We start from the raw sequence: 24,352 nt of genomic DNA, 5'->3' as shown, positions 1-24,352 counted from the left end.
CGGCTCAACATGGCATGGAATTGGGCGTGAAAATCCCTACCATTAACACGAATTACTATTCTTTTCTAGACACCAAACTAGAATATAGAAGGCTTTATAGCGTGTATCTCAATTATGTGTTTGCTTACTGAGTGATTCAAGCTCTCTTTTTTAAGGGGGTTTAGAAAAATCGCAACATCAAGCTTTTTATCGTTGGTGATAAAATCTACAAAACCAACGGCGCGACAACAAACCCTAACGCCACACTCAAAAACACGACTAAAACCCCAGGGATCAAAAACGCATGATCAAACACATAACGGCCCATTTTAGTGGTGCCGGTGTTATCCATAGCGATCGCTCCTAGTAAAGTGGGGTAAGTGGGTAACACAAACAACGCCGAAACGCTCGCAAAAGAAGCCACGATAATATACAAATGCTCTGTATGGTTAGCGCTAATGCCTAAGGCTGTGATCACGCTTGGGATGAGCGCTTTAGAGGTGGTAGCTTGCGAATACAAAAGCATGGAAGCCAAAAAAAGCGCTACGGCTAATAAAAACGGGTAATCAGCGATCAAAAACGAAGCGTATCGCTTGATTTCATCTATATGATTGCTCACAAAAGTATCGCCCAACCACGCCACGCCCAACACGCACACGCACGCTTGCATGCCGGATTTAAACACGCTTGAATGAGCGATTTCATTAGCGTTAATTTTGCAAAAAAGCGTAATTAAAGTTGCCACGCTCAACATGAAAGACACAATCGCGTAATCTCTGCCTAAAACCACCGGGCTAACAAAAGCGATATTTTTAGAAATCGCGCTCGCATAAAACACGATCGCTACAACCCCACCGATAAAAATCCATAACGATAATTTCGCGCTTTTTAGGGTTTCTTTTTCTTCTTTGATTTTAGGGGGCGAAAAATTTCTTGCTTTCAGGCGCTCTAAATAATGCGGATCGCTGTCTAATTTCAAATCAGTAAAACCCATAATAAACGCCGTGAGCATGCATGCTAAAAAAGTCGTAGGGATCCAAACCATTAAAAGGGTCAAGTAATTCGCTCCTAAAGGCTCTAAAATACCGCTCATAAACACCACCGCCGCGCTCACCGGGCTTGCAGTAATAGCGACTTGGCTAGAGACTACCGCTAAGCTTAAAGGCGCTTTGGGTTTGATGTTTTGGCTCTGGCTCACTTCCACAATCACCGGGATCAAGGAAAAAACCGTATGCCCAGTGCCGGCTAGTATCGTTAAAAAATACGCCACGCTTGGCGCGAGGTAATTGATTTGCTTGGGGTGTTTCCTTAAAATTTTTTCAGCGATTTTGACTAAGTAATCCAATCCCCCCGCTTTTTGCATGGCACTGATAGCGCTAATGACTGCCATGATGATTAAAATCACATCAAAAGGGATTTTGCCCGGGTTTAGCCCCAAAAATAAGCACAAAACAAGCACGCCCAAGCCCCCCGCATAGCCCACTCCCAAGCCCCCTAGCCTTGCCCCTAAAAAAAGCGAAAAAAGTAACACTGCAATTTGGAAAAAGGCATCCACCATTAACCCTTTTTAAATTTATTTTAACGATGTTTTACTATACTATAAAATCTTTTAATTTCAAAAGGTGGTCCATAATGAGAATATTTTTGAAATTGTTGATTCTTTTATTTTGTTTGAAGGGGCAAGTCATGGCTCAAAATTTACCCACCATTGCTTTACTGGCGACAGGGGGGACGATTGCAGGTAGTGGCGCGAGTGCGAGTTTGGGTAGTTATAAGAGTGGTGAGTTGAGCATCAAAGAGCTTCTTAAGGCTATCCCCAGTCTTAATAAGATCGCTCGCATTCAAGGAGAACAGATTTCTAACATCGGCTCACAAGACATGAATGAAGAGGTGTGGTTCAAACTCGCCAAACGCGCCCAAGAATTGCTAGATAATAGCCGCATTCAAGGCGTTGTCATCACGCATGGCACAGACACTTTAGAAGAGAGCGCGTATTTTTTAAATTTGGTTTTACGCTCCACAAAACCGGTCGTGTTAGTGGGAGCGATGCGTAATGCTACTTCTTTGAGCGCGGATGGGGCTTTGAATTTGTATAACGCGCTGAGCGTAGCGATCGATGAAAAAAGCACGAATAAGGGCGTGTTAGTGGTGATGGACGATAATATTTTTAGCGCTAGGGAAGTGATTAAAACGCACACCACCCACACTTCCACTTTTAAAGCCCTAAATAGCGGTGCGATAGGGAGCGTGTATTATGGCAAAACACGCTATTACATGCAGCCTTTGAGAAAACACACCACAGAGAGCGAATTTTCCCTTTTAGAGCTCAAAACCCCCTTGCCTAAAGTGGATATTATTTACACGCATGTCGGCATGACCCCTGATTTATTCCAAGCGAGCCTAAACTCGCATGCAAAAGGCGTTGTGATAGCCGGGGTGGGTAATGGGAATGTGAGCACTGGGTTTTTAAAAGCGATGCAAGAAGCGAGCCAAATGGGGGTGGTTATTGTTCGTTCTAGCAGGGTAGGTAGCGGTGAAATTACTTCAGGTGAGATTGACGACAAAGCTTATGGCTTTATCACAAGCGACAACTTAAACCCTCAAAAAGCTAGGGTGCTTTTACAGCTCGCTCTAACTAAAACGAATGATAAGGCAAAAATCCAAGAAATGTTTGAAGAGTATTAAACGATTCTCTTAGATCACCCGATTATCAAAGATAATTGAGTGATCTGGTTTATTTTGTTTTTGACTTTATTTTCATCAAATATTGATAACTATCAAAATAGATTTGATGAAGCTCCCCCTATTTTAAAAAGGAGATTTTTTAATAAGCGAACACATAATTGAGGTACACGCTATAGAGCCTTCGGTATTCTAGCTTAGTGCCTAGAAAAGAATAGTAATTCGTGTTAATGGTGGGGATTTTAATGCCTAATTCTATGCCATGTTGCGCGGAATGTTCGCTGTCTTTTTTCTTGGCTGTAGCGAGATTCGTCCTCAAACCGAGATTGAACAAGAATTGGAAATTGGAAGTATTGACTTTCGCGCTGTAAGGGTTATTGAACGCGGTTAAATTCACGTATTGGGAATTAAGCCATGTAGTCCCTGCTAGTTGGATACCACCAAAAAGACCCACAGAAAGCTTGTTGTTCTTTCTTGTAATGCTATCGTTGATGATATTCACTAACAAATCGCTCCCACCGCCATAAGTCCATATATCAGAAGACGAATTAAAGAAACTGGATTTGATATAGCCGTGGTTGTAATCAAAGAAGCCATAATACCTTAACCCCCATCTTTTGCTTTCGCCAAAGAATTGCTTATAGCCCACTTGCACGCCAAGCCCATTCAATGCGCCGTTATTGTTTTGAGAGCTGATCATGCCCACTTTTTTAAAGGGGTTATTGCTCATCGCTGCTAAAGCTTGATTAAGATTGGATTGCTGTTCTGGGTTGATTTGGTAGTTGTATTGGCCTGCTGCTGGGGCGTTTTTATCGTAAGGTAGCGTGATAATGTCTTTTGTATTGACTTGATTGTGCGGGAGTTTAGAAATCTCTTCGCTCAAATTCTTAGCGTCATTATAAGTGGTTACAATCTCTGTTTGATTGGATTTTAGGTTATAAACATCTTTAGCCACGCTTAAAGCCGCATCCACCCGGTTACCATAATAACTCACATTGTTTTGAATCGTCTGAACTTCTTGGTTTAAATTCACCTCTTGCCTGTAAGGGTTAGTAGGCGTTTGACCCGCATTGGGCACTTTCAAATAAGCTTTCTGTAGATACTTATACTGCTCTGCAGGGATAGAGTTAAAGAGGTTGAAAATGTCTTGAGCGTAAGAGATGATTTGCTTTTGGTTTTGAGCGAAAGCGTAGATGTCTTTAGCGAATTTGGGGTTTGTTTGAGATCCTGTAGCTTGAGCTTGCAAACTAGCAGATAGGGTGTGGTTATTTTGAGAAAGCGTAACCGCTTGTTGCAAGATAGGTATCATCGCCTTAATGTTGTTAAACACCGCGTATTGCGTTGGGTAATTAGTGGATGTGATAGCACCGGATGTGTTTGAAACGCCACTGATGACGATATTTTTCCACATCATAGCCGTCCTAGTGTTTGCGATTAAATCCATAAGCTGTTGTGCCAAATTAAGAGCGTTGCTTACGGTTGAATTTGGTGGGTTTTGGCCTTCTGTTGTGGCGCACCCGGATAAAGCGCAAAGATTGTTGCCTTTAGTGGTAGCGTTTTGTTGGGCTGCTTGGAGGCTTTCAGCGAGTTTTTTCATCTGGTCGTAAGTGGTTTGATCCATAGCGCAGTTTTCAATTCCTGAGCAATTGTTTATAATCGTTTGAAAAGGAGGGTTACCATAGACATTAGCGGATTGTTTAGTATTCTTATTACCCACAAAAAAAGTGAAGTAGTTCCCCGCATAAAGACTCCAAAAACCCAATACCGAAGTGATAACGGCTTGCACGGCGTTAAAGATGGGCGATTGGGTGGTGCTGTTATAGTTGTTGTTGGTAAAGCTTTTTAAATAGTTTAAAGAGCTATTGACCAATTCAATGTTGTTGGCGTTTTGAATGCTTTGCTTCAACGAAGCCACTTGATTTAAATACTGGCTTAATTGCTCGTATTTTTCGTTCAAGTTTTTTAATTCACCGGTGTTTTTGACCATTTGCACCGCTTCGCCAATTTGATAGCCCGCACTCACAAAAAAGCCGTTGTCTTCAGCGTTTAAGAGCGATGAAGCGAGAGAGAGAGAGAGTAGAATTGTCTTTTTCATAAAAGTGTTCCTTAAAGTAATTTTTTTGTTGCTAAAATATTCTAAAATGATAATAGATTTACAACTGATTGGATTTTACCATAGATTTATTGGATTTCAAAAAAAAAAAAAAAGGATTTTGGGGTATTTTAACTTATTTATCTTTGAAAGTTGATTTTTGTAACGATAAAATCATCTTTTGAATTTTATCATCAGTATTTAATGTGAACGAAACCGCACTAAAACAAGAACGCGTAGCTGACAAAAACTTCTTTATTCCTAAAAACGCTGAAGTTTTGTCGGATCGTTTGTTGCTGCCACACATTGCTAAAGCCGAAGTTTTTCCAACTTTGTGCGCTCAAGCTATAATAAGGGATTTTTAGCCCCACATTGAAGCGGTTGTGTTTGCCTATATACAAAGAACCCCCAAAATTCACAAAAAACCCCCCACCTGCGGCAAAAAATTTATCGTCTTGTTGCGTGTTTTGATTTTGATAACTAGGACTCCATAAGATTGCATATTCCACCCCACCCCCACCAAACACGCCTATTTTAAAAAACAGCATTTTTTCCGTTTTTAAAGCGAGTTTCAAAAGGGTGTCTATAGGGAGATTAACAAACACATTCACATTCAAACCAAACGCCATGAAATGCCCGTTATTGAAAAGGAAGTTTTGGGGGCTTGGGGTTTTTTGCAAATTCAAAGAGCCTTGAGTGTTTGAAGCAGGATCGTAGGTTTTAATCGCGCTTGGGTTGTAATTCGCTTGGGATAAAAGGGTGTTACCCCCCACTTTTTGACCCAATTGCGCTTTAGCGTATTCTATATCCCCCCACACCCTTAAGCCTAAAATATGGTATTTATCAAAAGCTATTTCATCGCCTATTTGCCCGGTATAAGACAAATTTTTACCCCCCTTATAATGGGCTTCTAATTTTTCACCATAACACACGCTATCAGGGCAAGTGGGGTTGTCTTTATAGGCTTGTTGCCACATGCTTGTGCGCATGTTAGCCCCTGTTCCTAGCCTAAAACCCAAATAAATGTGGTTTTTCGTTTTAAAAAAAGGCGTTTTTTCAGCGGCATTACCCCACAAAACCCCCAAACTCGCTAAAAAAATAAGCGCTTTCAAACGCTTTTTTGATTCAATTCTACCCATAATGGCACTTCACTTTGCAACATTTCTTGATTAAAAAATTCCTCTATGCTCTCTCGCATGCTCTTTACCTCTGTAAGGGTATTGACACAATTACGAAATGCGCTCGCTTGCATTTCGCCCTTAGCGTAAGCATGCAAATTTTTCCTAAACATAACCACCCCCCTATCCCCATAAAACTCCACCATTTTATCAAAATGTTCTAAAACCAAATCTTTTTTCACGACTGCGGGCAATTTTGTGGTGTTGTTTCTGATTTGCCAAAATATCCATGGGGCTCTTAAGGCCGCTCGCCCTATCATCAGCCCATCCGCTTGCGTGATTTGCAAGACTTCAAAGGCTTTTTTCACGCTGTCAATTTCGCCATTGGCTATCACAGGCTTTTTTAAAATCCCTTTCATTAAAGCGATGCTTTCATAATCTATTTTGTCTTTTTGGTATTTGTCGCTTCGTGTCCTCCCATGCACCACCACATAATCCACCGGTGCATCGTTTAAGGCATGAGCGATTTCTTTAGGGATTTTTTTTTCAAAGCCTAAACGCACTTTCACGCTTGTGATCTTTTTATTGGTGTTTTCTCTGATGATTTTTAAAAGCTTCACTAAGTGGTTTAAATCCTTCAATAGCCCGCTCCCGTTACCATGATTAGCCACTTTAGGGGCAGGACAACCGCAATTAAAATCAATCCCATTCACATGCTCTAAAGCGTTGATTTTCTCCACCGCTTCTTTGACTACACCCTCTTTAGAGCCTGAAATTTGTGCCATGAAATGATCTTCTAAAGGGGATTTTTCTAACATTTTAGAAGTTTTATCAAACGCATACACCAACGAATGCGAGCTCACCATTTCGCTTGTGGTAACATCCACGCCAAATTTTTTCACCACGCTCCTGAAAGGCAAATCCGTATAGCCTGCTAGAGGGGCTAGAAAAAGCCATTTTTTATTTTTAAAGTCCATTTATTCTCATATCAAAGTTTTTTGCTGTATTTTGACACAATCAAGGTTAAAAAGCGCTTTAAAAACTTACCGCTTGATTAAAATGAAGCTCTTTTATAGATCCATTAAACTCTGTTTGAAACGGGTTAAAAAATCATGCGTTGGTTGTTTTAAAAACTCTGCGTATAAAACAGGCCGTAAGCGTTTAGGGATATTTAACCTCCTGGCTTTTTCTTTAAAATCCTTTGGCATGCTTAAAGTTTTTGGGGGTTTAAGAGCGATAAACGCATGCTCTTTATCGCTTTCAATAATGAATTTTTGAGCGATTTCTAAGCTAAAAAAATGGTGTTTGATTTCTTCTTTTTGAGAAAAGCTCAACACATACCCCTTTTGCTTTAAGATTTTATCCACCATAAAAAGCGCATTTTGCGAATACTTAAAAAAAGTGATCCCATGCATTTGTGAAACGGGTGTTAAAGGATAAAGCCGCTCTTTTTCTTTATCCAAAAATTTAAAACTTTGGATAATGCCCTTAGAATAATGTTGCATCAAGGAGTTAGCGTAATGTTTCCTGAAAACATTGCGTTTGAATTTTAAAGAAGAATTGGAATCATCTTCAAAAAATTTCAAATCTTTAGCGAGCGTTTTAAGGGTGTCTTTAGGGGTGTAGAGCAAGGGGCGAACAATCGCATAAAACCCTCTTTTTTCATAAGCTTGAAAGCTTAAAAGCGTGTTCAGTCCGGCTCCTTTGCTTAGTTGCATCAAAAACCATTCCAGCCTGTCATTCAAGTGGTGCGCTAAAATCAAATGCTTGTAAGAATGCTCTTTGATTAGGGTTTCAAAAAAATCATAACGAATTTTTCTCGCTTGCATTTCAAAATTGCGCGCGATTTTTGGAGCGTAATGGATATAGCATTTTTTATGGTGTGTTTGTGCGAGTTTTTGAGCGTGTTGGATGATTTTAAGGCGTTGTTTTTGCGTGTTATAATCCACTAAAGCGATGTCAAAAGCGATGTTTTCTCCAACTAAAAGATGGAACAAGCAAGTGGAATCCAACCCACCCGAAAAACCCAATAAATTTTGACCCTCTCTTAAAGGCTCTAAATAGGTTTTAAAATCTCGCGCTATCAAATCGGTGCTAAACGCATGCTGAATGGGTTGCGATTTTATGAAGTTTCCTTGTGGGTTAAAATGCCTTTGAGTAAGCTCGCGCCTTCTATGCCTAAAATTTCGTTCCTAAGCTTTTCAACTTCATGCAAACCTGGAGCTTTTGTGTGGACGGCTTCGTTGCGGATTTTTTGAATGAGGCTTAGGCTTTTTGAAAAAGGATAATTGATGAAGCTATTTAAGTTTTCTTCTAAATGGCATTGGACTTTTTCGTGTTTGAGTAAAAATTTAACGCTCCCAAGATTGGGCTTTTTAGTGAAAAAATCTTTAAGCGTAAAAGATTTTCCTTGGACTTTATAAACTAAATCATAAAGGTTGGGATCGTTTTCGCAAGCCTTTAAAAGAACTTGTTTAGCAAAAGTATAAATTTCGTATTCTAAGGTTTTGGAGTATTTGACGATGATACTGGTAAAATCATTCAAAAGATCGTTTTCGCTTTGTAAAAGCTCTAATTCTGCATGAATGATGTTATTGATGCTGTTAGAGTGTAAGAGATAAAAAAGCCTTTTGCCAAAAACAAAACGCATGAAATTTTCTTGCATATCTAAATATTCTTTGCTTTTATACACGCTCAGATAATGCTTTTCATCGCCTAAAAAATAAGAACGCTCTTCTTTCAACCTTACCGGCAAAGGATAGACATAATTATTCCCATAAATGGCGTAAGTGTGGTTGTTTGGCACGATGAAATTGGCTAAAAATTGATCTCTTAAAAGGCTGAAGTCTTCTCTGACTAATTCCCTTAAATCGCTGATAATAAAAAAGTCTTCCACTTCCAAATTTTTTTCTTTATAATAGCTAGGGATCAAACTCTCATCAATCTCTTTAGAAACCTTTATCACCTTAGCGGCAAATAAATTAGCGTAATCGGTCAAAAAAAGCTGCAAAAAATTTTTTTCATTGGTGGCTTTGTAAATCTCTTCTAAAGAGTCGTGCTTTTCTTGATCGTTGAGCTTTGATCGGATTTTACCAAAGCCCACTTGGGATTTTTCCTGTAAAACGCTTAAATGTTGTTGGATCACATCTTGTTGGTAGTAAGGATTGTAGAGGATTAAAAGGTGGTTCATGCCTTGTCTTATTTTAGGATTTCTTTGAGGTTTTGCTTGATCTCATCAGGATTTTGTTCGTATTCTTGGATGAGATCTTTTAAAATTTCAAACAATTCGTCAAAATCCTGCGGGTACTCTTTCTTAAATTTCACTACCAAATCCAAAGCTTCACAAGCGTTATTCAATGGATCTTTATCGTCATTGAAAGCGTCTTTGATACCCAAAACCATCTTAGTAATGCGAGCGCTTTGCCCAGGGCTTGAAATGCGTTTGCATATAAAGCCTTTGAATGCGTTGGCAAGCTTAAAAGATGCGCAAATTTTAGAAAACATCGCCTTTCCTTATTGAAATATTTAAAATACCGCTTGTTGGATTAGCCCGTTTCAAGATCAGCCAAAAAGCCTTTTTGATGCGTTTTTGAAATTTTAACACAATTTTAGTTCATTCCTCTTCAGGCTCAACATCTATAAAATCTTCGCCCTTGATAAAATCTTCGCCAGTTTGAATCCATTTTTCCAATCCTTGAGCGCACTCTTGCGTTTTTTTAACGCTTTCTTCGCATTCTTGAATGCATTTTTCCAGTTCCAACGCCATTGGAAAACATGTTTGTTTGAATCTGGTTTCATCATTGATGAGAGCTAAGATTTCTTGTTTTTGTCCATCAAAATTAGATTTCATTTCTTCTTTAGCTTTTTCAAGTTTTTCTATTTTTTGGCTTTCTTTCCAAGAATCCCACACTTCAAAAGCAAGACCGATAAGCAGTAAACCTTTGTTTATGTTGCCTGCCAATTTGACAGCACCCCAAGGTTTGAATTTTAAAGCCAAATCTATGCCTGTAAATCTTGCCACAGCCACTATCCCATCTCTAGCCGCTTTGATGCTAGTTGCATTGATAATCCTACTTTGACTTAATTTTTTCGCAATTTCTCCAAATATTCTGGCATGTTTTTCAAAAGAACTCATATCGGCATTAAAAGTTGTCCCGATTTTAGCAATTTCATTTGAAATCCCTTGCGTTTGTTTTTCAAATTCATTTTGGACTCTTGTGTCTATAATGCTACCTTCATCGCCTATTTCTCTTGTAACAAAATCATTAAAGGTTTCTAGGCTGGTGCCAGAAACTTGACGGCTGAGATCGCTAAAATACCTTATTATAAATTCTCTTAAATGAATGCGGGCTTGAGAAATTTCTTTATTTAAATCTTGAATCTCCTTTCGCCTTTTTTCAAGCGTTTTATTCAAATATTCCATTTCTCTATTAATATCTTGCAACGCTTGTTTTGCGGGCGGCATTTGCCTATAGACCACATCTTGAATGACGCTTTTTTTGGCTTCTTCTATGATGGTTAATTTCCCGCCATTTTCTTTAATCTTTTTTTGAGTCGCGTCTTGCAAGGCTTTGATGTGTGAGAGTTTTTGAAACTCTTCTTGATGCTTTAGCCAGTGTTCCACCCCCAAATCAAAAGGGTTTGCTGCAACAGCGACAATCGTCAAACTTTCTTCTTCTTCGCTTAAAGAAATCAATTCATTCAGTCGGTTTTGAATGTTTTCTTTTTTGATTTTAAATCTTTTGTTGTAATCTTCTTCATCTTCAATATCCGCTTCTTCATCAAAACGGCTGATGACAAATATCGTCCTGGATAAAAGATTGAGCGTCCTGAACAACCAGTTCAAATCGTCCTTATGGCTTTCTTTGATAGGGTTTGACGGGTTGAGCGCGTATAAAATGAGGTGGGCTTCGCTGATATATTTTTTTGTAATATCTTTATAGCGTTCTATTTTGCCGCTATCAGTTATTTTTTCTTTAAACCCAAATAGTCCCGGGGTGTCAACCAGCTCAATTTCATCATCTATGTGATAGATTTTAACTTCATCGCTGGATTCTTTGTGGTCTATCTTCATGCTCTCTTTATCCAACCGCTCGATCCAAGCTGCCGCTATGGATGTTTTCCCGCAAGAAAAACCTCCCACTAAAGCCACTTTAAGTTTTTGACCGGCAACATTTTCCATCGCATTATGGATCTTGTCTTTGAGAGACTCTTCAACCTTGATACCGTATTTTTCCCCAGTATGGACAAAATCAAGTAATTTTTTAAGAATTTCTTGATTCCTCTTTTGGTTTCTTTTAAATTGTTCTAGCGTTTCATTCTTCATTGCATGCTCCTTGCTTTGATATTGTTAGATTGATACTATTAGAGATGTATCCTAATCTTTCATGGGCTTCTTTCAATTGTCCTTTCATGCGTTCGTAATGATCAACAAGTTTGTTAAAACCGGCGTTGAGTTCTTCAATCATTCCCAATGCGCCTTTTTTATAACTTTCAATGCGGCTTTTCACATTCTCTGAAATTTTTTCACAAGCTTCATCTAACTTCTCATTCACTGCTTTTCTTTGTTGGGATTTTTTATAGTCTGGATTAAAAACATTCCACAATGCTTTAACTGCCCCCACTAATGCTACAAGACCCGCTATACCTATTTCAACCCAACCCACAGGATTCCAAATATTAACTATCCCAAGCAACACCAAACCTCCTATTGAAGCCCCTAATGCGAATCCATCAATGCCGTTATCAATATTAAAATCAAAATTAAAATTAAAATTACCACTATCAATACCGATGCACTTTAACATTGCTAGAGAATCTTTAATTCTGTATTCAAGTTGTTTAATAGCTTCTTTTATCTCTTCATCAAATCGTTCCGTGCATTCTTTAAACCGCCGTTTTATGTTTTCATGCAATGTTTCAATTCCTTGAATGAGTTCATTTTTAAAAATTTCTTTACATTCCTCATCTTCAACACCTTTTTCAATACGCTCTTCCATTATTTCGCCAATACCAAATTTGAATCGATCGATTTCGTTGTGTGCTGAATTTTTCAAATCTGATATAAATTTATCTGTAGAACGATCCAATCTATATTCGACTTCTTCTTTGTGCCCTTGCATGTCTTTAATCATTGGATCGATCTGTTTTTCAATCGTGGTTTTGATCGTATTTTGTAATTGTTCTACCACTTTTAAGGCTTTATTGCAGTTTGATTGAATGATTTTGGCGTGCGAGTTTTTAAGAAGCTCTTCGGCTATAAATTCTGCTAATAGTTTGAAATGGGATTGATACAATAATTCTCCTGCTTTAAAATCTTTTAAAAATTTTTGTTTCTTTTTATCAAAATCAGTCCCTGGGATCAAAGCTTGTGAAAGGCCATAAAAAGCCACTTGGGCGCTAACCACCTTATGACCCTTGTAATGTTTGCCTAAAACGCCCTTCATCTTTTCGTCTAAAATTTTTAAACTTTCTTTTTCGTTTTTATTAATAAGCCCATCTTTTAAGGCTCTTGGGCTAGTAATCGGTTTGTTGTAAATCGCCCATACCTCTGTTTGCGAATCAAGCTGTCTTTGGATTTTTTCAATCGTTCCCCTTTTCCCTTCTTCTCCTTTTTGTGGAGGATTAGGCGTTTTGGTAACATAAAAAATAGCATGGGCTTTTTGCGTTGCGTTAGAAATCTGATCAATCACTTTTTGTTCGTCGCCTTCTATCCCTGGCACATCCAACAAAACAAAATTTTGATGGTTGTATTGGAAAGAATAAGATCGTGTTTTTAAAGTGAAATCGCTCCTCCCATCGCCTATAATCGCTCCATCTTGCAATGAATGGAGTTCTTTTAAAATATTTTGTTTTTTGCGTTCATCATTTTGATAATTGTTTTGGTAAGTTGAATAAAGCCGCTTGAAGTGCTCTTGTTGATCTACTTTACTTCGTTCTTTAAAAAACAGCCTCAAACATTCAATGAGGGTTGATTTCCCCGCACCGGTTTCCCCATAAAAAGCAATGGTAAAATTTTCCCATTCTTCATTATTTTTTAAACTTTCAAGCTCTTTTAAACTTTTAGATTCTAATTGTTGGAATACCTCCAACGCTTCTTGGTTGAATTTTTTTAGTCTTTCATTTTCATTATCAGTGTTCTTAAAAATATTTTGGAGATTTTCAATATTGGCTTTCACATCAAGATAAATGTTTTTTATTTTGCATGCCTCAAGCGGATTTTTCTCGGGCATTTTAACAAAAAAAAACGCAAACCCCCACGCTCTAACTACGCTCTAGTCGTGCTTTTATCCTTATGGCTAACTTTTAAAAAGGGCTTAAAACCTTAGCGAGTAAGATATTGTCTTTAAACGCGCTAGGCACAATCGTGTAATGCCCGGGTTTTAAAGGGGTGGTTAAGGCGCTGTCATTGATTAAAATTTCCCCATCCACTTCAGGCGCCCACCTGAGATCCCTTGCTTTGTAAAAATACTCGCCCTCTTTATTTTCCACTAACGCCTTAATGGGTCTATTTAACAAAGCCTTAAAAGAATGGTTTTGGTGTTTTAAAGCGATTTTATTCAAGGCTTTAATGCGGGCGTTGATGATTTTTTTAGGCACTTTCTCTAAAGAATAGGCATGCGTGTTTTCTTCCGCGCTGAAAGCAAAAATATTCAATCGATCAAACCGGAACTCGTCTAAAAACGCGCTCAATTCTTCAAATTCGCCCTCATTTTCTTCTGGATGCCCTACAATGATCGTGCTTCTTATAAAGCTTTCTTTAACCTGCTTCATGGCGTTTAAAAGCTTTAAATGGTGCGCTTGGCTGGAGTTGCGCCGCATTTTTTTAAGCATGGAGTCGCTGATATGCTGGATGGGCATGTCAAAATAATTTTGAAAAATAGGCGAGTCTTCAATCGCGCCAATCAGCTCTAAAGTGGTGCTAGAGGGGTAGAGGTATAAAATTCGCGCGCTCTTTAAGGCTTGCTGTTTGTCAATCGCCTTAATGAGCTGAATCAAGCCGTCTTTTTGCCCCTTATCGTATAAAAATGAGCTAGAATCTTGAGCGATAAAAGTCATATCCTTATAGCCCTTAAGAGCCAAATCCTCCACTTCTTTTAAAATGGAGTCTAATTCCCTGCTTTGCAATTTCCCTTTAAAGCTAGGGATAGCGCAAAAAGAGCATTTTTGGTTACAGCCCTCAGAAATTTTAATGTAAGCATGCACGCTCGATCCCGTGATGATGCGCGCGTTATAATGCTCGCTTAAAAACACCTGCTCGCTGAATTGGTTTTGTTTTTTAGCGATCAAAATATCAATCTTGTCATAATCCCCCACGCCAGTAAAAATATCCACTTCAGGGATCAGCTCTTTGATTTCATCTTTATAGCGCTCGCTCAAGCACCCGCTCGCAATCAAAATCGCCCCCTCTTTTTTGTCTTTAGCGGCGTTGAGAATGGTTTGGATGCTCTCTTGTTTGGCGCTTTCAATAAACCCGCAAGTGTTGATCAAAATCACATCGGCTTTTTTAGCGTCATTAGTGAGCGTGTAGTTATAAAGCTTGCCTAACATCACTTCTGAATCCACCAGATTTTTAGAGCAACCTAATGAGATTAAGCAAAGTTGTTTGTTTTCTTTAACTTGCATGTTAATGGCTTTTTAAATTTTTCAAATCCACTTCCCAAAAGAAATCAATCCATTCAGGAGCGTCTTTTAAAAACGCATCGGCTTTGTATTTCGCGCTTGTTTTTTGGAACAAACTCGCGCTATAAAACTTTTTATTAGGGTGTTTTTCTTGCAACACTTTAAGCACCGCTTCCAAAGAATTACCGCTATCTACGATTTCATCTACCACTAAAATGGTTTTTAAATGATCTTTGATCGTGGGGATATTTTCAATTTTTAGGGCGTTTTGTTGCTTGGTGGTGTCATAAGAAATCGCATTGATGCCATAAACTTCCCTTAAATCCCAGTGCAAACTCAAAAAATGCGCTAAAGTCATGCCCCCTCGCATCACGCACACAAGGGCTTCTGGGACACCACAAATTCGCTCCACTTGTTTAGCTAATTCCAGGCTGTCTTTCAAAAAGGCTTCATAAGAATAATGCATTGTGATCCTTAAGTTTCATAATATTGTTTCAAAAAGGTTGCGTTCGCCGTGCCGTCAAATTCCCTTAAATCCAAATCGTTTAAGGCTAATTCTAGGGCGTTTAAGGCGTAAGCGCTTTTATAAACAGGAATGATCCCCATGTGGTTGATGCGAATGAGCGCGTCTTTATAAGGCTCTTGACCGCCCGCAAATTGCACCTGGTATTTTTCTTTCAAAAGGTTTTTTAATTCTTTGGCATGCTCGCTAACAATCGTTGTCATGCTCAAGCTCGGGCTTTTAGGGAAAATCTTTAAACCGAGCGCTAAAACGGCTTTTTGGGTGGCTAAAGCAGTTCGTTTAGTCTCTTGATAGAGCGCTTCAAAGCCCCCTAAATTCTGCACCAATTCAAAATAGCGCTGCAACCCTAAAGTATGTAAAATAGGAGCGGTGTAGCTTGTGGTGTTGTTTTTTTGGTTTTTCAATTCGCTCTTCAAATTGAAATAAAACCCCACATTGCGTTCTTCTATGCGTTCAATCGCCTTCTGGCTCAATGCGATTAAGCTCATCGCAGGAGGCAGCATGAACGCTTTTTGACTCCCTCCAATGAGCGCATCAACATGCGTTATTTCCAAAGGCTCAACCCCTAAAGCGGTGATCGCATCTACAATCACAAAAACATTCGGGTTAGTTTCTTTAATGGCTTGAGCGATTTTTTCTACAGGGTGTCGTAACCCCCCACTGGACTCGCATGCTTGAATGCAAAACGCATCAATGTTAGGGTTGGCTTTAAGCGCGTTTAATACTCCATCTACTTGAGCGGGCGTGTCCCATTCATAGACTAGTTCATGGGCTTTGATAGAATGGGCTTTAGCGATCTTGCCAAACCTTTCGCCAAACTTGCCCGCATTAACAAAAAGCAACTCTTTTTGACACAAGGAAAGCACACTCGCTTCCATAGCCCCCGTCCCGCTGCTGCTTAAAAGCAAAACTTCTTCTAGACCGGTCATTTTTTTCAAATTTTCTCGCACGCTTTGGAAAATCTTTTCAAAATCTTTAGTGCGGTGGTGGGGCATTGGCTGAGAAAAGCTTGAACGCATCTCTTCGCTAATGGCTACAGGGCCTGGAGTGAAAAGCAACATTAAAATTAACCTTTAATTTTTGAGAGAATTTAAAAGGTATCATACTAAAACGCGCTTAAAATTAAGCCTTATTGTTTAAGAAAATCGCTTTTTAATGCAAATAAAATGCTAAAATGCCATGATTTAAAAAGAATTTAAGGCAATGATTGGATAAATTTAGTCTTCGCACGTGTTTTTTAACCCTTTTTTTTAGCGGGTATTCTAAAAAAGCTCCTGGAACGATAGGGAGTTTAGTAGCGTTGTTACTGGGCTTACCTATTTTAATTTTTTCGGCTAACACTTTGTTTTTAGGGGCGATTTTTGTTGGGCTTATCGCTATCGCTCAAATAGACAAAGAAGAAGAAGAAAGTAAGATTCATGACAGCTCTTACATTGTGATAGACGAATTAGTGGGCATGTGGCTAGCGATGGCGATTAGTGGGTTATCGTTAGCGGGTGTGGTTTTGAGTTTTATCTTTTTTAGGATCTATGATATTACTAAGCCCTCACTCATTGGCAAGATAGACAAAGAAGTTAAAGGAGGTTTAGGGGTGGTGGCTGATGACGCTTTAGCGGGTGTTTTAGCCGGATTGAGCGTGTTATTAGTCATCCATATTTTGGGATTTTTTAACATTAAACTTTAATTTAAGAAAATTCAAAAGCCTTTTTTTAGGTAAATATAGATAGACTTTATTGCAGTCGTTTTTAGGGAGTTTGATCGTGGAGTTTTGCGTTTTATTTGGTGGGGCGAGTTTTGAGCATGAAATCAGCATTGTGAGCGCGATTGCGCTTAAAGGAGTGTTAAAAGATAGGATTAAATATTTTATTTTTTTAGATGAAAACCACTATTTTTATTTGATTGAAGAATCCAACATGCATTCAAAATACTTCGCTCAAATCAAAGAAAAAAAATTACCCCCCCTAATCCTTACGCGCAATGGTTTGCTCAAAAACTCGTTTTTAGGTGCTAAAACGATAGAATTGCCTTTAGTGATCAATCTCGTGCATGGGGGCGATGGCGAAGACGGGAAATTAGCGAGCTTGTTAGAATTTTATCGTATCGCTTTTATAGGCCCTAGGGTTGAAGCGAGCGTGTTGAGTTATAATAAATATTTAACCAAGCTTTACGCCAAAGACTTAGGGGTAAAGACTTTAGATTGCGTTCTTTTGAATGAAAAAAACCGCGCTAACGCCCTAAATTTGATGAACTTTAATTTCCCTTTCATAATCAAGCCTAATAACGCCGGGAGTTCTTTAGGGGTGAGCGTGGTGAAAGAAGAAAAAGAATTGATTTACGCTTTAGACGGTGCGTTTGAATATTCTAAAGAGGTCTTAATAGAGCCTTTCATTCAAGGAGTGAAAGAATACAACTTGGCCGGCTGTAAAATCAAAAAGGATTTTTGTTTTTCCTATGTTGAAGAGCCTAACAAACAGGAATTTTTAGATTTCAAACAAAAATATTTGGATTTTTCACGCAATAAAGCCCCTAAAGCGAATCTTTCTAACGCCCTAGAAGAACAATTGAAAGAAAATTTTAAAAAACTCTATAACGATTTGTTTGATGGTGCGATCATTCGTTGCGATTTTTTTGTCATAGAAAATGAAGTGTATCTTAATGAGATCAACCCCATTCCTGGCAGTTTGGCCAATTATTTGTTTGATGATTTTAAAACAACGCTAGAAAATTTAGCGCAATCGTTACCCAAAACCCCTAAAATCCAAATCAAAAACTCTTATTTGTTGCAAATCCAAAAGAATAAGTAATGGCCAAACGCAGTATCGCTTATTTGGATAGCGTTTTTGACATTTCCTACACTTTTATAGATAACCATAGCCCTTTAAACGCCTTGTTTTTGCATGGCTGGGGGAGTTCTAAAGAAATCATGCAACAAGCGTTTCAAGACTGTTTTTTAAATTACAACCATTTGTATGTGGATTTGCCCGGTTTCAATCAAAGCCCCAACGATGAAAAAGTCTTAGAAACTAAAGATTATGCTAATATCATCAATTTGTTCTTAAAAAGCGTGGGTAAAAAAGCGCATGTCGTTTTTGGGCATAGCTTTGGAGGGAAAGTAGCGATCTTGTGTGAAAACGAACGGATGGTTTTATTGAGCAGCGCCGGGATTTTAGAGCCAAAACCCTTAAAAGTGCGTTGTAAAATCCTTTTAGCTAAAATCTTTAAAAAATTAGGCTTGAATTTAGGGTTTTTGAGGAGTAAGGACGCTATGGGGCTTAATCAAGTCATGTATGAAACCTTTAAAAAAGTAATTAGCGAAGACTTTAGCGATCATTTCAAACGATGCGAGAAAGAAGTTTTATTATTTTGGGGTAAAGATGATAAAGCAACCCCCTTAAGCTCCGCTCAAAAAATGCAAACCTTATTGAAAAGAAGCGCATTATTCGTGTTAGAAGGGGATCATTTCTTTTTTTTAAACCAAGCAAAAGAGATTGAAAAACTAGTGGAGAATTATCATCATGCAAAGTCTTAGTTGGCTGAATTTAGCGTTTCGTTGGCTCTTTATAACAGGGCTTGGCTATTATATAATGACTTTATTGCAATGGTATCATTACAGCGTATTTAGGATCTTAACCAAGCACCACAAAATGCGTTGGCATGGGATTTATTTTTTATTGCCTTTAGGGGTGTTTATCCTATCGCATGCTTTCAAAATGCCGTTTGTTTTTGATTTCTTTTGCGGCGTTATTCAAATGCCCATGCTCATTATCTGGGCCAAACGCAACGACAAGCCTTTAGTTTTCACGCCAAGGGTGAAGCGCTTTTTTATTTTCTTATTACTCTTTTTAATCTTGCATGAAATCTTAAATACAGAACTAGTCCCTTTGAATGGGATTTCGCTCGCGCTTGGCTATTTGTGTTTATTTATATTCGTTTTAAGCACTTCTTTAATCTTTGAAAAAGTCCTATCTAGGCAGTATTTGCAAACCGCTAAAGATAAAATCGCTTCTTTAAAAAATTTAAAAGTCATCGCCATTACCGGAAGTTTTGGGAAAACCAGCACCAAAAATTTCTTGCTTCAAATCTTACAAACCACATTCAATACGCATGCAAGCCCCAAAAGCGTCAATACCCTTTTAGGGCTTGCGAATGATATTAACCAGAATTTAGACGATAAGAGTGAAATCTATATCGCTGAAGCCGGGGCAAGGAACAAGGGCGATATTAAAGAAATCACCCGCCTTATTGAACCGCACCTTGCCGTGATCGCAGAAGTGGGCGAACAGCATTTAGAATATTTTAAAACTTTAGAAAATATTTGCGAGACTAAAGCGGAATTATTGGATTCCAAACGCTTAGAAAAAGCCTTTTGTTACTCTGTAGAAAAAATCAAGCCTTATGCCCCTAAAGATAGCCCCTTAATAGATGTTTCTAGCCTGGTTAAAAACATCCAATCCACTTTAAAAGGCACTTCTTTTGAAATGCTTATAGACAGCGTTTGGGAAAGCTTTGAAACAAAGGTTTTAGGCAAATTCAACGCTTATAATATCGCTTCAGCCATTTTAATCGCTAAGCATTTGGGCTTAGAGATAGAAAGGATCAAACGGCTTGTTTTGGAACTCAACCCTATTGCCCATCGTTTGCAACTTTTGGAAGTGAATCAAAAAATCATCATAGACGATAGCTTTAACGGGAATTTAAAGGGCATGTTAGAGGGCATTCGTTTAGCGAGTTTGCACAAAGGGCGTAAAGTCATCGTAACACCGGGATTAGTGGAAAGCAATACAGAAAGTAATGAAACTTTAGCGCAAAAAATAGACGAGGTTTTTGATGTCGCTATCATCACAGGGGAGTTGAATTCCAAAACGATTGCTTCCCAATTGAAAACCCCCCAAAAAATCTTACTCAAGGATAAGGCACAATTGGAAAATATCTTACAAGCCACCACGATTCAAGGCGATTTGATTTTATTCGCTAATGACGCCCCTAATTACATTTAGGAAATGAACATGCAACATTTATACGCCCCTTGGCGCGAAAGTTATTTGAAAGAGAAAAATAAAAGTTGTGTCTTTTGTGAAATTTCTCAAAACCCCACAAAAGATCTAGAAAACAGAGTGCTTTATAGAAATAGCGATCTCTTTGTGGTGATGAATGCCTACCCTTATAACCCGGGGCATTTGTTGATTATTCCTCATGCGCATCAAGCGAGCGTTGAACTTTTAGATCTTAACATTTGGCTGAACATGAATGCTTTAGTGCCTAAAGTGTTAAAAGCGTTGTATGCTTATGGCGCTCAAGGGATCAATTTAGGTTTGAATTTGCACAGAAACGCCGGAGCAGGGATCCCTGAGCATTTGCACGTGCATTTAGTACCTAGGTTTTTAGGCGATAGCAATTTTATGAGCGTTATCGCTCAAACCAGGGTGTGCGGGATGGATATTAATGAAACCTATCTTGCGTTAAAAAACCTATTAGAAAAGGAGCTTAGTTGAAAACAAACGCTTTTAATTTGGGTGTGTTACAATTGATTTCAATTCATTTTAAGGAGTGTCAGCGATGAAGGCGCGTGGGTTTAAGGCAAAGATGCGTGGTTTTAAGATTTTTTCAGGGAGCGCTCACCCTGCCTTTGGCAAAGAAGTGTCAAAGCATTTAGGCGTTCCCTTATCCAAAGCGGTGATCGGGAAATTCAGCGATGGCGAAATCAATATCCAAATCAGCGAATCGGTGCGCGGTAAGGATATTTTTATCATCCAGCCCACTTGCGTGCCTGTCAATGACAATTTAATGGAATTGTTAGTCATGGTAGATGCTTTAAGGCGCAGTTCGGCCAATTCTATCACAGCGGTGTTGCCGTATTTTGGCTATGCCAGACAAGACAGAAAAGCGGCTCCACGAGTGCCTATCACGGCTAAAATGGTCGCTAACTTGATGCAAGAAGTGGGGATTGAAAGGATCATTACGATGGATTTGCATGCCGGGCAAATCCAAGGCTTTTTTGATGTGCCGGTGGATAATTTATACGGATCTATCGTCTTTAGAGACTATATCCGCTCTAAAGCGTTAAAAAACCCTATAATCGCTAGCCCTGATGTGGGTGGGGTTACAAGAGCTAGGTATTTTGCCAATCAAATGGGCTTAGATTTAATCATCGTGGATAAGCGCCGTGAAAAAGCTAATGAAAGCGAAGTGATGAATATTATCGGCTCAGCCAAGGAACGCGATGTGATTTTAGTGGATGACATGATTGATACCGCAGGCACGATCTGTAAAGCCGCTTTGGCTTTAAAAGAGCAAGGGGCGACTTCTGTCATGGCGTTAGGCACGCATGCGGTTTTGAGCGGGAATGCGATCAAGCACATTAAAGAAAGCGCGTTAGATGAAGTGGTGGTAACTAACTCTATCCCTTTAGTTCAAAAATGCGATAAAATCACCACCTTAAGCGTAACGCCCTTATTTGCGGAAGTGATCAGAAGGATTTATCATAACGAAAGCGTCCAATCGCTTTTCACTTAAAAAGGAGAATAAAAAAAGCGGGAGTGGTGGATTCTGTAGGACTTGAACCTACGACCAATCGGTTATGAGCCGAGCGCTCTGACCAGCTGAGCTAAGAATCCAAAATTCCCAAAGGATGGTTTGCTATTGTATCCAAAAATATAGCGAAAAGCAAGCAGGTTTTCTAGGATTGCAAACAGGATCATAAAAGTGATAAAACTGCTCCCCCCATAGCTGAATAAAGGCAAGGGAATCCCTACCACAGGGGCTAACCCTAAAGTCATGGCGATATTCACGCTGGAATAAACAAAGATTAAAATAGAAATCCCAAGGGCTACAATCTTTAAAAACCAATCGCTGTTGCTCTCAAACAGATAAAAAAATAAATGCAAACTCAAGCCTATATAAATCGCAAAAAGCAACATAGCCCCTAAAAACCCGAAACGCTCCACGAAATAGGCGAAGATAAAATCGCTCGTTGCGATAGGCAAGAATTTGAATTTGGTTTGGGTGCAGGCTTCTTTAGATTTGCCTAAAAACCCGCCCGATCCTATAGCGATAATGGATTGCATGACATGGTAATTAGGCTTTTCAGAAAGGAAGTCTGCGATGCGCTTTTTTTGGTAATCATGCAAAAAATGATAAGCGATAGGCGAAGCCACTATTAAAGCGATTAAAAGAGGGAGCCACACCCTAGTCCTTAAACCCACGATCAATAAAATCCCAAAACCCATGATTAAAACAATAAGAGCCGTGCCTAAATCAGGCTGTTTCAAAATCAAAGCCGCCGGTAAGCAAATGTAAAAACTAAGCTTTAAAAACATGCCCCAATCATAGCCCTTAAAAGGAGGCGGGTTGATTTTAATCAAATGCGCCAATAACAAGAGGATAGCGATTTTCACGGGTTCGCTGGGCTGTAAAGTGATAGAAGTGAAAGGAATGACTAGCCATCGTTGCGCCCCAAGCTTGCTAGACCCCATAAAATCCACTAACGCTAATAAAATAACGCACGCCCAATAAAACACAAAGAGCCACCGATCGAGCTTCCTGAAAGGGATAAAAAACACGATCCAAAAGAGAAGAAACCCTATCGCATAATAAACCCCTTGCTTCAAGCTCAAAACCGCGCTGCTCTCAAAAATCAATACAAAAGAAACCACCAACAAGGGGATGATAAACACAAAAGGCAAAAGATCAAAATGCATCCAAATCCTTTTGTCTAATGCCATGCGTTTTTCATAACCCCTAATCTTATGGTTTTAATTTTTTGATTGTATCCAAGTTGAGATAATTCTCCTTAAAGAGAGAAGTTATCATGCCAACTTCACCAGGCAAATTGACCTCGCCCGTCTCATCATTAAAGCACTTTTCTAGCACTTTCAAATAAGCAAACCCAATGCCTCCTGTGATAGCCACAGCGGTCGCGCTCCCTGCAACACTCCCCACAACAGGAATGAATTTAAGGAAACCATTAACGAGCGTTCTCCCCACTTGCGCGACAGCGGTTACGCTTAACAATCCTGCGACCAAACTCGCGCCCACAGATTTATCCAAATCCATTCCAAAAGCGTCATTCATTTTTATAGATCATTCCTGCTTGAATGGGCGCAATAGCGAACGCATCGCTAAAAGGTATGGGACTAGCCCCAGCCGCTCCTGCAAGGCCTGATGCAACATGAATAATTTTTTTACTTTTAGCTATCATAGCCTGTTTTCTTTCTTGAATCTTAATTTTTTGAACACGCAAAAAATGGTTTCTCATAGCGTCTGAAAGGCATTTTTTCGTTTCATCTACCAATTCTTCCAAACCTTTAATAGGGATTTCTTTATCATCATCAGATAAATATTTAACCGAATTAACCCTCACATAGGTTCTGACAAAACCTTTAACCACCAAAAGCAGAAATCCCAAATATCTTTAGTGTTTGGGATGAATGCTACCAATTCATGGTATCATATCCCCATACATTCGTATCTAGCGCAGGAAGTGTGCAAAGTTACGCCTTTGGAGATATGATGTGTGAGACCTGTAGGGAATGCGTTGGAGCTCAAACTCTGTAAAATCCCTACTATAGGGACACAGAGTGAGAACCAAACTCTCCCTACGGGCAACATCAGCCTAGGAAGCCCAATCGTCTTTAGCGGTTGGGCACTTCACACCCCCATTCTTCATCTATGATCGCTTTAGATTCTTGGACAAACGCATCGCCGGCTTCGGCTTGAGTGTGTGTGAAAACGAAAATCGTTGGGATATTCCAACTTTTAGCAACGCTTAATAACTCTCTCTCTCTCTTGAATCCTACCAGAAGTCTCCTTAACGCACAAATACGCCACATCAATGGCTTCTTTTTCATCAAGCGTTTTAAAAGAATCTTCCATTTCTTTTTTAATGCTTTGCATGGTGTCGTGGTAATCTTTATCTTCAATGCCTTTAGTGTCCCACAAAATCAAGCCTTTTTCTTTATCAATGTATTTTTCAAGATGCTGAGTGATAGGCTTTCCTACGCCTGCTTTAGCTACTTCTTTACCAAATAGAGCGTTAATGAGCGAGCTTTTACCCACCCCAGTAGCCCCCATAAGCAAAATATTCATGATTGGTTTTTCTTTTTTGATGTGTTCAAGCATCTTGCTCATGTTCAATCCTCCCTCTTTCCCATCAAGCGTGAATGAGTCGCCTAAAAAACCACGCAAAATGCCGTTCAGTTTATCATGCCCATTATGTTCCATTAGAACCCCTTTTTTAAAATGATTTGAGCCACGAAATGTTGTCGCACCGATTATAGCGTATTCAAATAATGAAATAGGATTTTTTTAAGGTTTTGAGTAGAATAATGGTTTTTAAAA

General features: G+C 39.1%; 22 protein-coding genes, 1 tRNA gene and 1 pseudogene. 8 read left to right on the top strand and 16 right to left on the bottom strand.

Features of this window, described 5'->3' with window-relative positions:
* Window positions 1-131 (top strand): outer membrane beta-barrel protein (locus CXY28_RS03115; RefSeq protein ID WP_120938328.1); only part of this gene is annotated, 131 nt, incomplete at its 5' end.
* A gap of 74 nt (window positions 132-205) precedes the next feature.
* Here the strand turns inward: CXY28_RS03115 and CXY28_RS03110 are convergent.
* On the bottom strand, window positions 206-1,537 hold the full coding sequence (locus CXY28_RS03110; RefSeq protein ID WP_100979429.1) for an anaerobic C4-dicarboxylate transporter: 1,332 nt from the start codon (window positions 1,535-1,537) through the stop codon (window positions 206-208).
* Window positions 1,538-1,611: 74 nt separating this feature from the next.
* On the opposite strand from CXY28_RS03110, the gene CXY28_RS03105 reads away from it, so the two are divergent.
* Entirely contained in the window at window positions 1,612-2,664 is a 1,053-nt protein-coding gene (locus CXY28_RS03105; RefSeq protein ID WP_100979428.1) for a type II asparaginase, read from the top strand.
* A gap of 139 nt (window positions 2,665-2,803) precedes the next feature.
* On the opposite strand, the gene sabA is transcribed toward CXY28_RS03105, so the two are convergent.
* The 11 genes from sabA to CXY28_RS03050 form a co-directional block, all read right to left on the bottom strand.
* Window positions 2,804-4,756, bottom strand: coding sequence for a Hop family adhesin SabA/HopD (gene sabA / locus CXY28_RS03100; protein WP_100979427.1), 1,953 nt, complete (start codon window positions 4,754-4,756; stop codon window positions 2,804-2,806).
* A 218-nt stretch (window positions 4,757-4,974) separates the two neighbouring features.
* Entirely contained in the window at window positions 4,975-5,892 is a 918-nt protein-coding gene (locus tag CXY28_RS03095) for an outer membrane beta-barrel protein (protein WP_100979426.1), read from the bottom strand.
* Entirely contained in the window at window positions 5,862-6,848 is a 987-nt protein-coding gene (locus tag CXY28_RS03090) for a tRNA dihydrouridine synthase (protein WP_100979425.1), read from the bottom strand. Before CXY28_RS03090 ends, CXY28_RS03095 begins: the two co-directional genes overlap by 31 nt.
* A 93-nt stretch (window positions 6,849-6,941) precedes the next feature.
* The gene (tilS, locus tag CXY28_RS03085; RefSeq protein WP_100979424.1) at window positions 6,942-7,958 is read right to left on the bottom strand and encodes a tRNA lysidine(34) synthetase TilS; all 1,017 of its coding nucleotides are present in this window, start codon (window positions 7,956-7,958) and stop codon (window positions 6,942-6,944) included.
* A gap of 35 nt (window positions 7,959-7,993) precedes the next feature.
* A complete protein-coding gene (locus CXY28_RS03080; RefSeq protein WP_100979423.1) occupies window positions 7,994-9,061 on the bottom strand; it encodes an HP0729 family protein in 1,068 nt (355 codons plus the stop codon).
* An 8-nt stretch (window positions 9,062-9,069) separates the two neighbouring features.
* On the bottom strand, window positions 9,070-9,321 hold the full coding sequence (locus CXY28_RS03075) for a hypothetical protein (RefSeq protein ID WP_232779977.1): 252 nt from the start codon (window positions 9,319-9,321) through the stop codon (window positions 9,070-9,072).
* A gap of 163 nt (window positions 9,322-9,484) precedes the next feature.
* Window positions 9,485-11,197 carry a LeoA/HP0731 family dynamin-like GTPase gene (locus tag CXY28_RS03070; protein ID WP_100979422.1) on the bottom strand — a complete coding sequence of 571 codons (1,713 nt, stop codon included), beginning with the start codon at window positions 11,195-11,197 and terminating at the stop codon, window positions 9,485-9,487.
* Window positions 11,187-13,070, bottom strand: a complete 1,884-nt coding sequence (locus tag CXY28_RS03065) for a GTPase (protein WP_100979432.1) — start codon at window positions 13,068-13,070, stop codon at window positions 11,187-11,189. The genes CXY28_RS03070 and CXY28_RS03065 overlap by 11 nt, the downstream gene beginning before the upstream one ends.
* 106 nt (window positions 13,071-13,176) lie before the next feature.
* Entirely contained in the window at window positions 13,177-14,496 is a 1,320-nt protein-coding gene (rimO, locus tag CXY28_RS03060) for a 30S ribosomal protein S12 methylthiotransferase RimO (RefSeq protein WP_100979421.1), read from the bottom strand.
* A 1-nt stretch (window position 14,497) separates the two neighbouring features.
* Window positions 14,498-14,959, bottom strand: a complete 462-nt coding sequence (locus tag CXY28_RS03055; protein WP_050826430.1) for a phosphoribosyltransferase — start codon at window positions 14,957-14,959, stop codon at window positions 14,498-14,500.
* A gap of 8 nt (window positions 14,960-14,967) precedes the next feature.
* Entirely contained in the window at window positions 14,968-16,077 is a 1,110-nt protein-coding gene (locus tag CXY28_RS03050) for a pyridoxal-phosphate-dependent aminotransferase family protein (RefSeq protein WP_100979420.1), read from the bottom strand.
* A 146-nt stretch (window positions 16,078-16,223) separates the two neighbouring features.
* Between CXY28_RS03050 and CXY28_RS03045 the strand changes: the two genes are divergently transcribed.
* From CXY28_RS03045 to CXY28_RS03020, 6 genes are all read left to right on the top strand, one after another.
* Entirely contained in the window at window positions 16,224-16,700 is a 477-nt protein-coding gene (locus CXY28_RS03045; RefSeq protein WP_100979419.1) for a phosphatidylglycerophosphatase A family protein, read from the top strand.
* 76 nt (window positions 16,701-16,776) lie between these two features.
* Window positions 16,777-17,820 (top strand): D-alanine--D-alanine ligase, encoded by a 1,044-nt coding sequence (locus CXY28_RS03040; protein WP_100979418.1) that lies wholly within the window; start codon window positions 16,777-16,779, stop codon window positions 17,818-17,820.
* Window positions 17,820-18,545, top strand: a complete 726-nt coding sequence (gene estV, locus CXY28_RS03035) for a lipase EstV (RefSeq protein WP_100979417.1) — start codon at window positions 17,820-17,822, stop codon at window positions 18,543-18,545. Before CXY28_RS03040 ends, estV begins: the two co-directional genes overlap by 1 nt.
* The gene (locus tag CXY28_RS03030; RefSeq protein ID WP_100979416.1) at window positions 18,532-20,013 is read left to right on the top strand and encodes a Mur ligase family protein; all 1,482 of its coding nucleotides are present in this window, start codon (window positions 18,532-18,534) and stop codon (window positions 20,011-20,013) included. Before estV ends, CXY28_RS03030 begins: the two co-directional genes overlap by 14 nt.
* Before the next feature lie 9 nt (window positions 20,014-20,022).
* Window positions 20,023-20,508, top strand: coding sequence for an HIT family protein (locus CXY28_RS03025; protein ID WP_100963508.1), 486 nt, complete (start codon window positions 20,023-20,025; stop codon window positions 20,506-20,508).
* A gap of 64 nt (window positions 20,509-20,572) precedes the next feature.
* Complete coding sequence (locus CXY28_RS03020; RefSeq protein WP_100979415.1) at window positions 20,573-21,529, top strand: ribose-phosphate pyrophosphokinase; 957 nt, start codon at window positions 20,573-20,575, stop codon at window positions 21,527-21,529.
* 24 nt (window positions 21,530-21,553) lie between these two features.
* Here the strand turns inward: CXY28_RS03020 and CXY28_RS03015 are convergent.
* The 4 genes and pseudogenes from CXY28_RS03015 to CXY28_RS02995 all read right to left on the bottom strand — a co-directional run bounded on the left by CXY28_RS03015 (window position 21,554) and on the right by CXY28_RS02995 (window position 24,235).
* Window positions 21,554-21,630 (bottom strand) — tRNA-Ile (locus CXY28_RS03015).
* Entirely contained in the window at window positions 21,592-22,737 is a 1,146-nt protein-coding gene (locus tag CXY28_RS03010) for an FtsW/RodA/SpoVE family cell cycle protein (RefSeq protein ID WP_100977766.1), read from the bottom strand. The genes CXY28_RS03015 and CXY28_RS03010 overlap by 39 nt, the downstream gene beginning before the upstream one ends.
* A gap of 22 nt (window positions 22,738-22,759) precedes the next feature.
* Window positions 22,760-23,396: pseudogene (locus CXY28_RS03005) on the bottom strand (YcjF family protein); the annotation flags it as partial.
* Window positions 23,397-23,770: 374 nt separating this feature from the next.
* On the bottom strand, window positions 23,771-24,235 hold the full coding sequence (locus CXY28_RS02995; RefSeq protein ID WP_100979413.1) for a GTPase: 465 nt from the start codon (window positions 24,233-24,235) through the stop codon (window positions 23,771-23,773).
* Window positions 24,236-24,352: the final 117 nt, after the last annotated feature.

Origin of the sequence: Helicobacter pylori (genome assembly GCF_002832345.1) — a bacterium.
Classification (GTDB): Bacteria; Campylobacterota; Campylobacteria; order Campylobacterales; family Helicobacteraceae; genus Helicobacter; species Helicobacter pylori_CP.
This window is presented reverse-complemented; position numbering and strand designations above follow the sequence as displayed.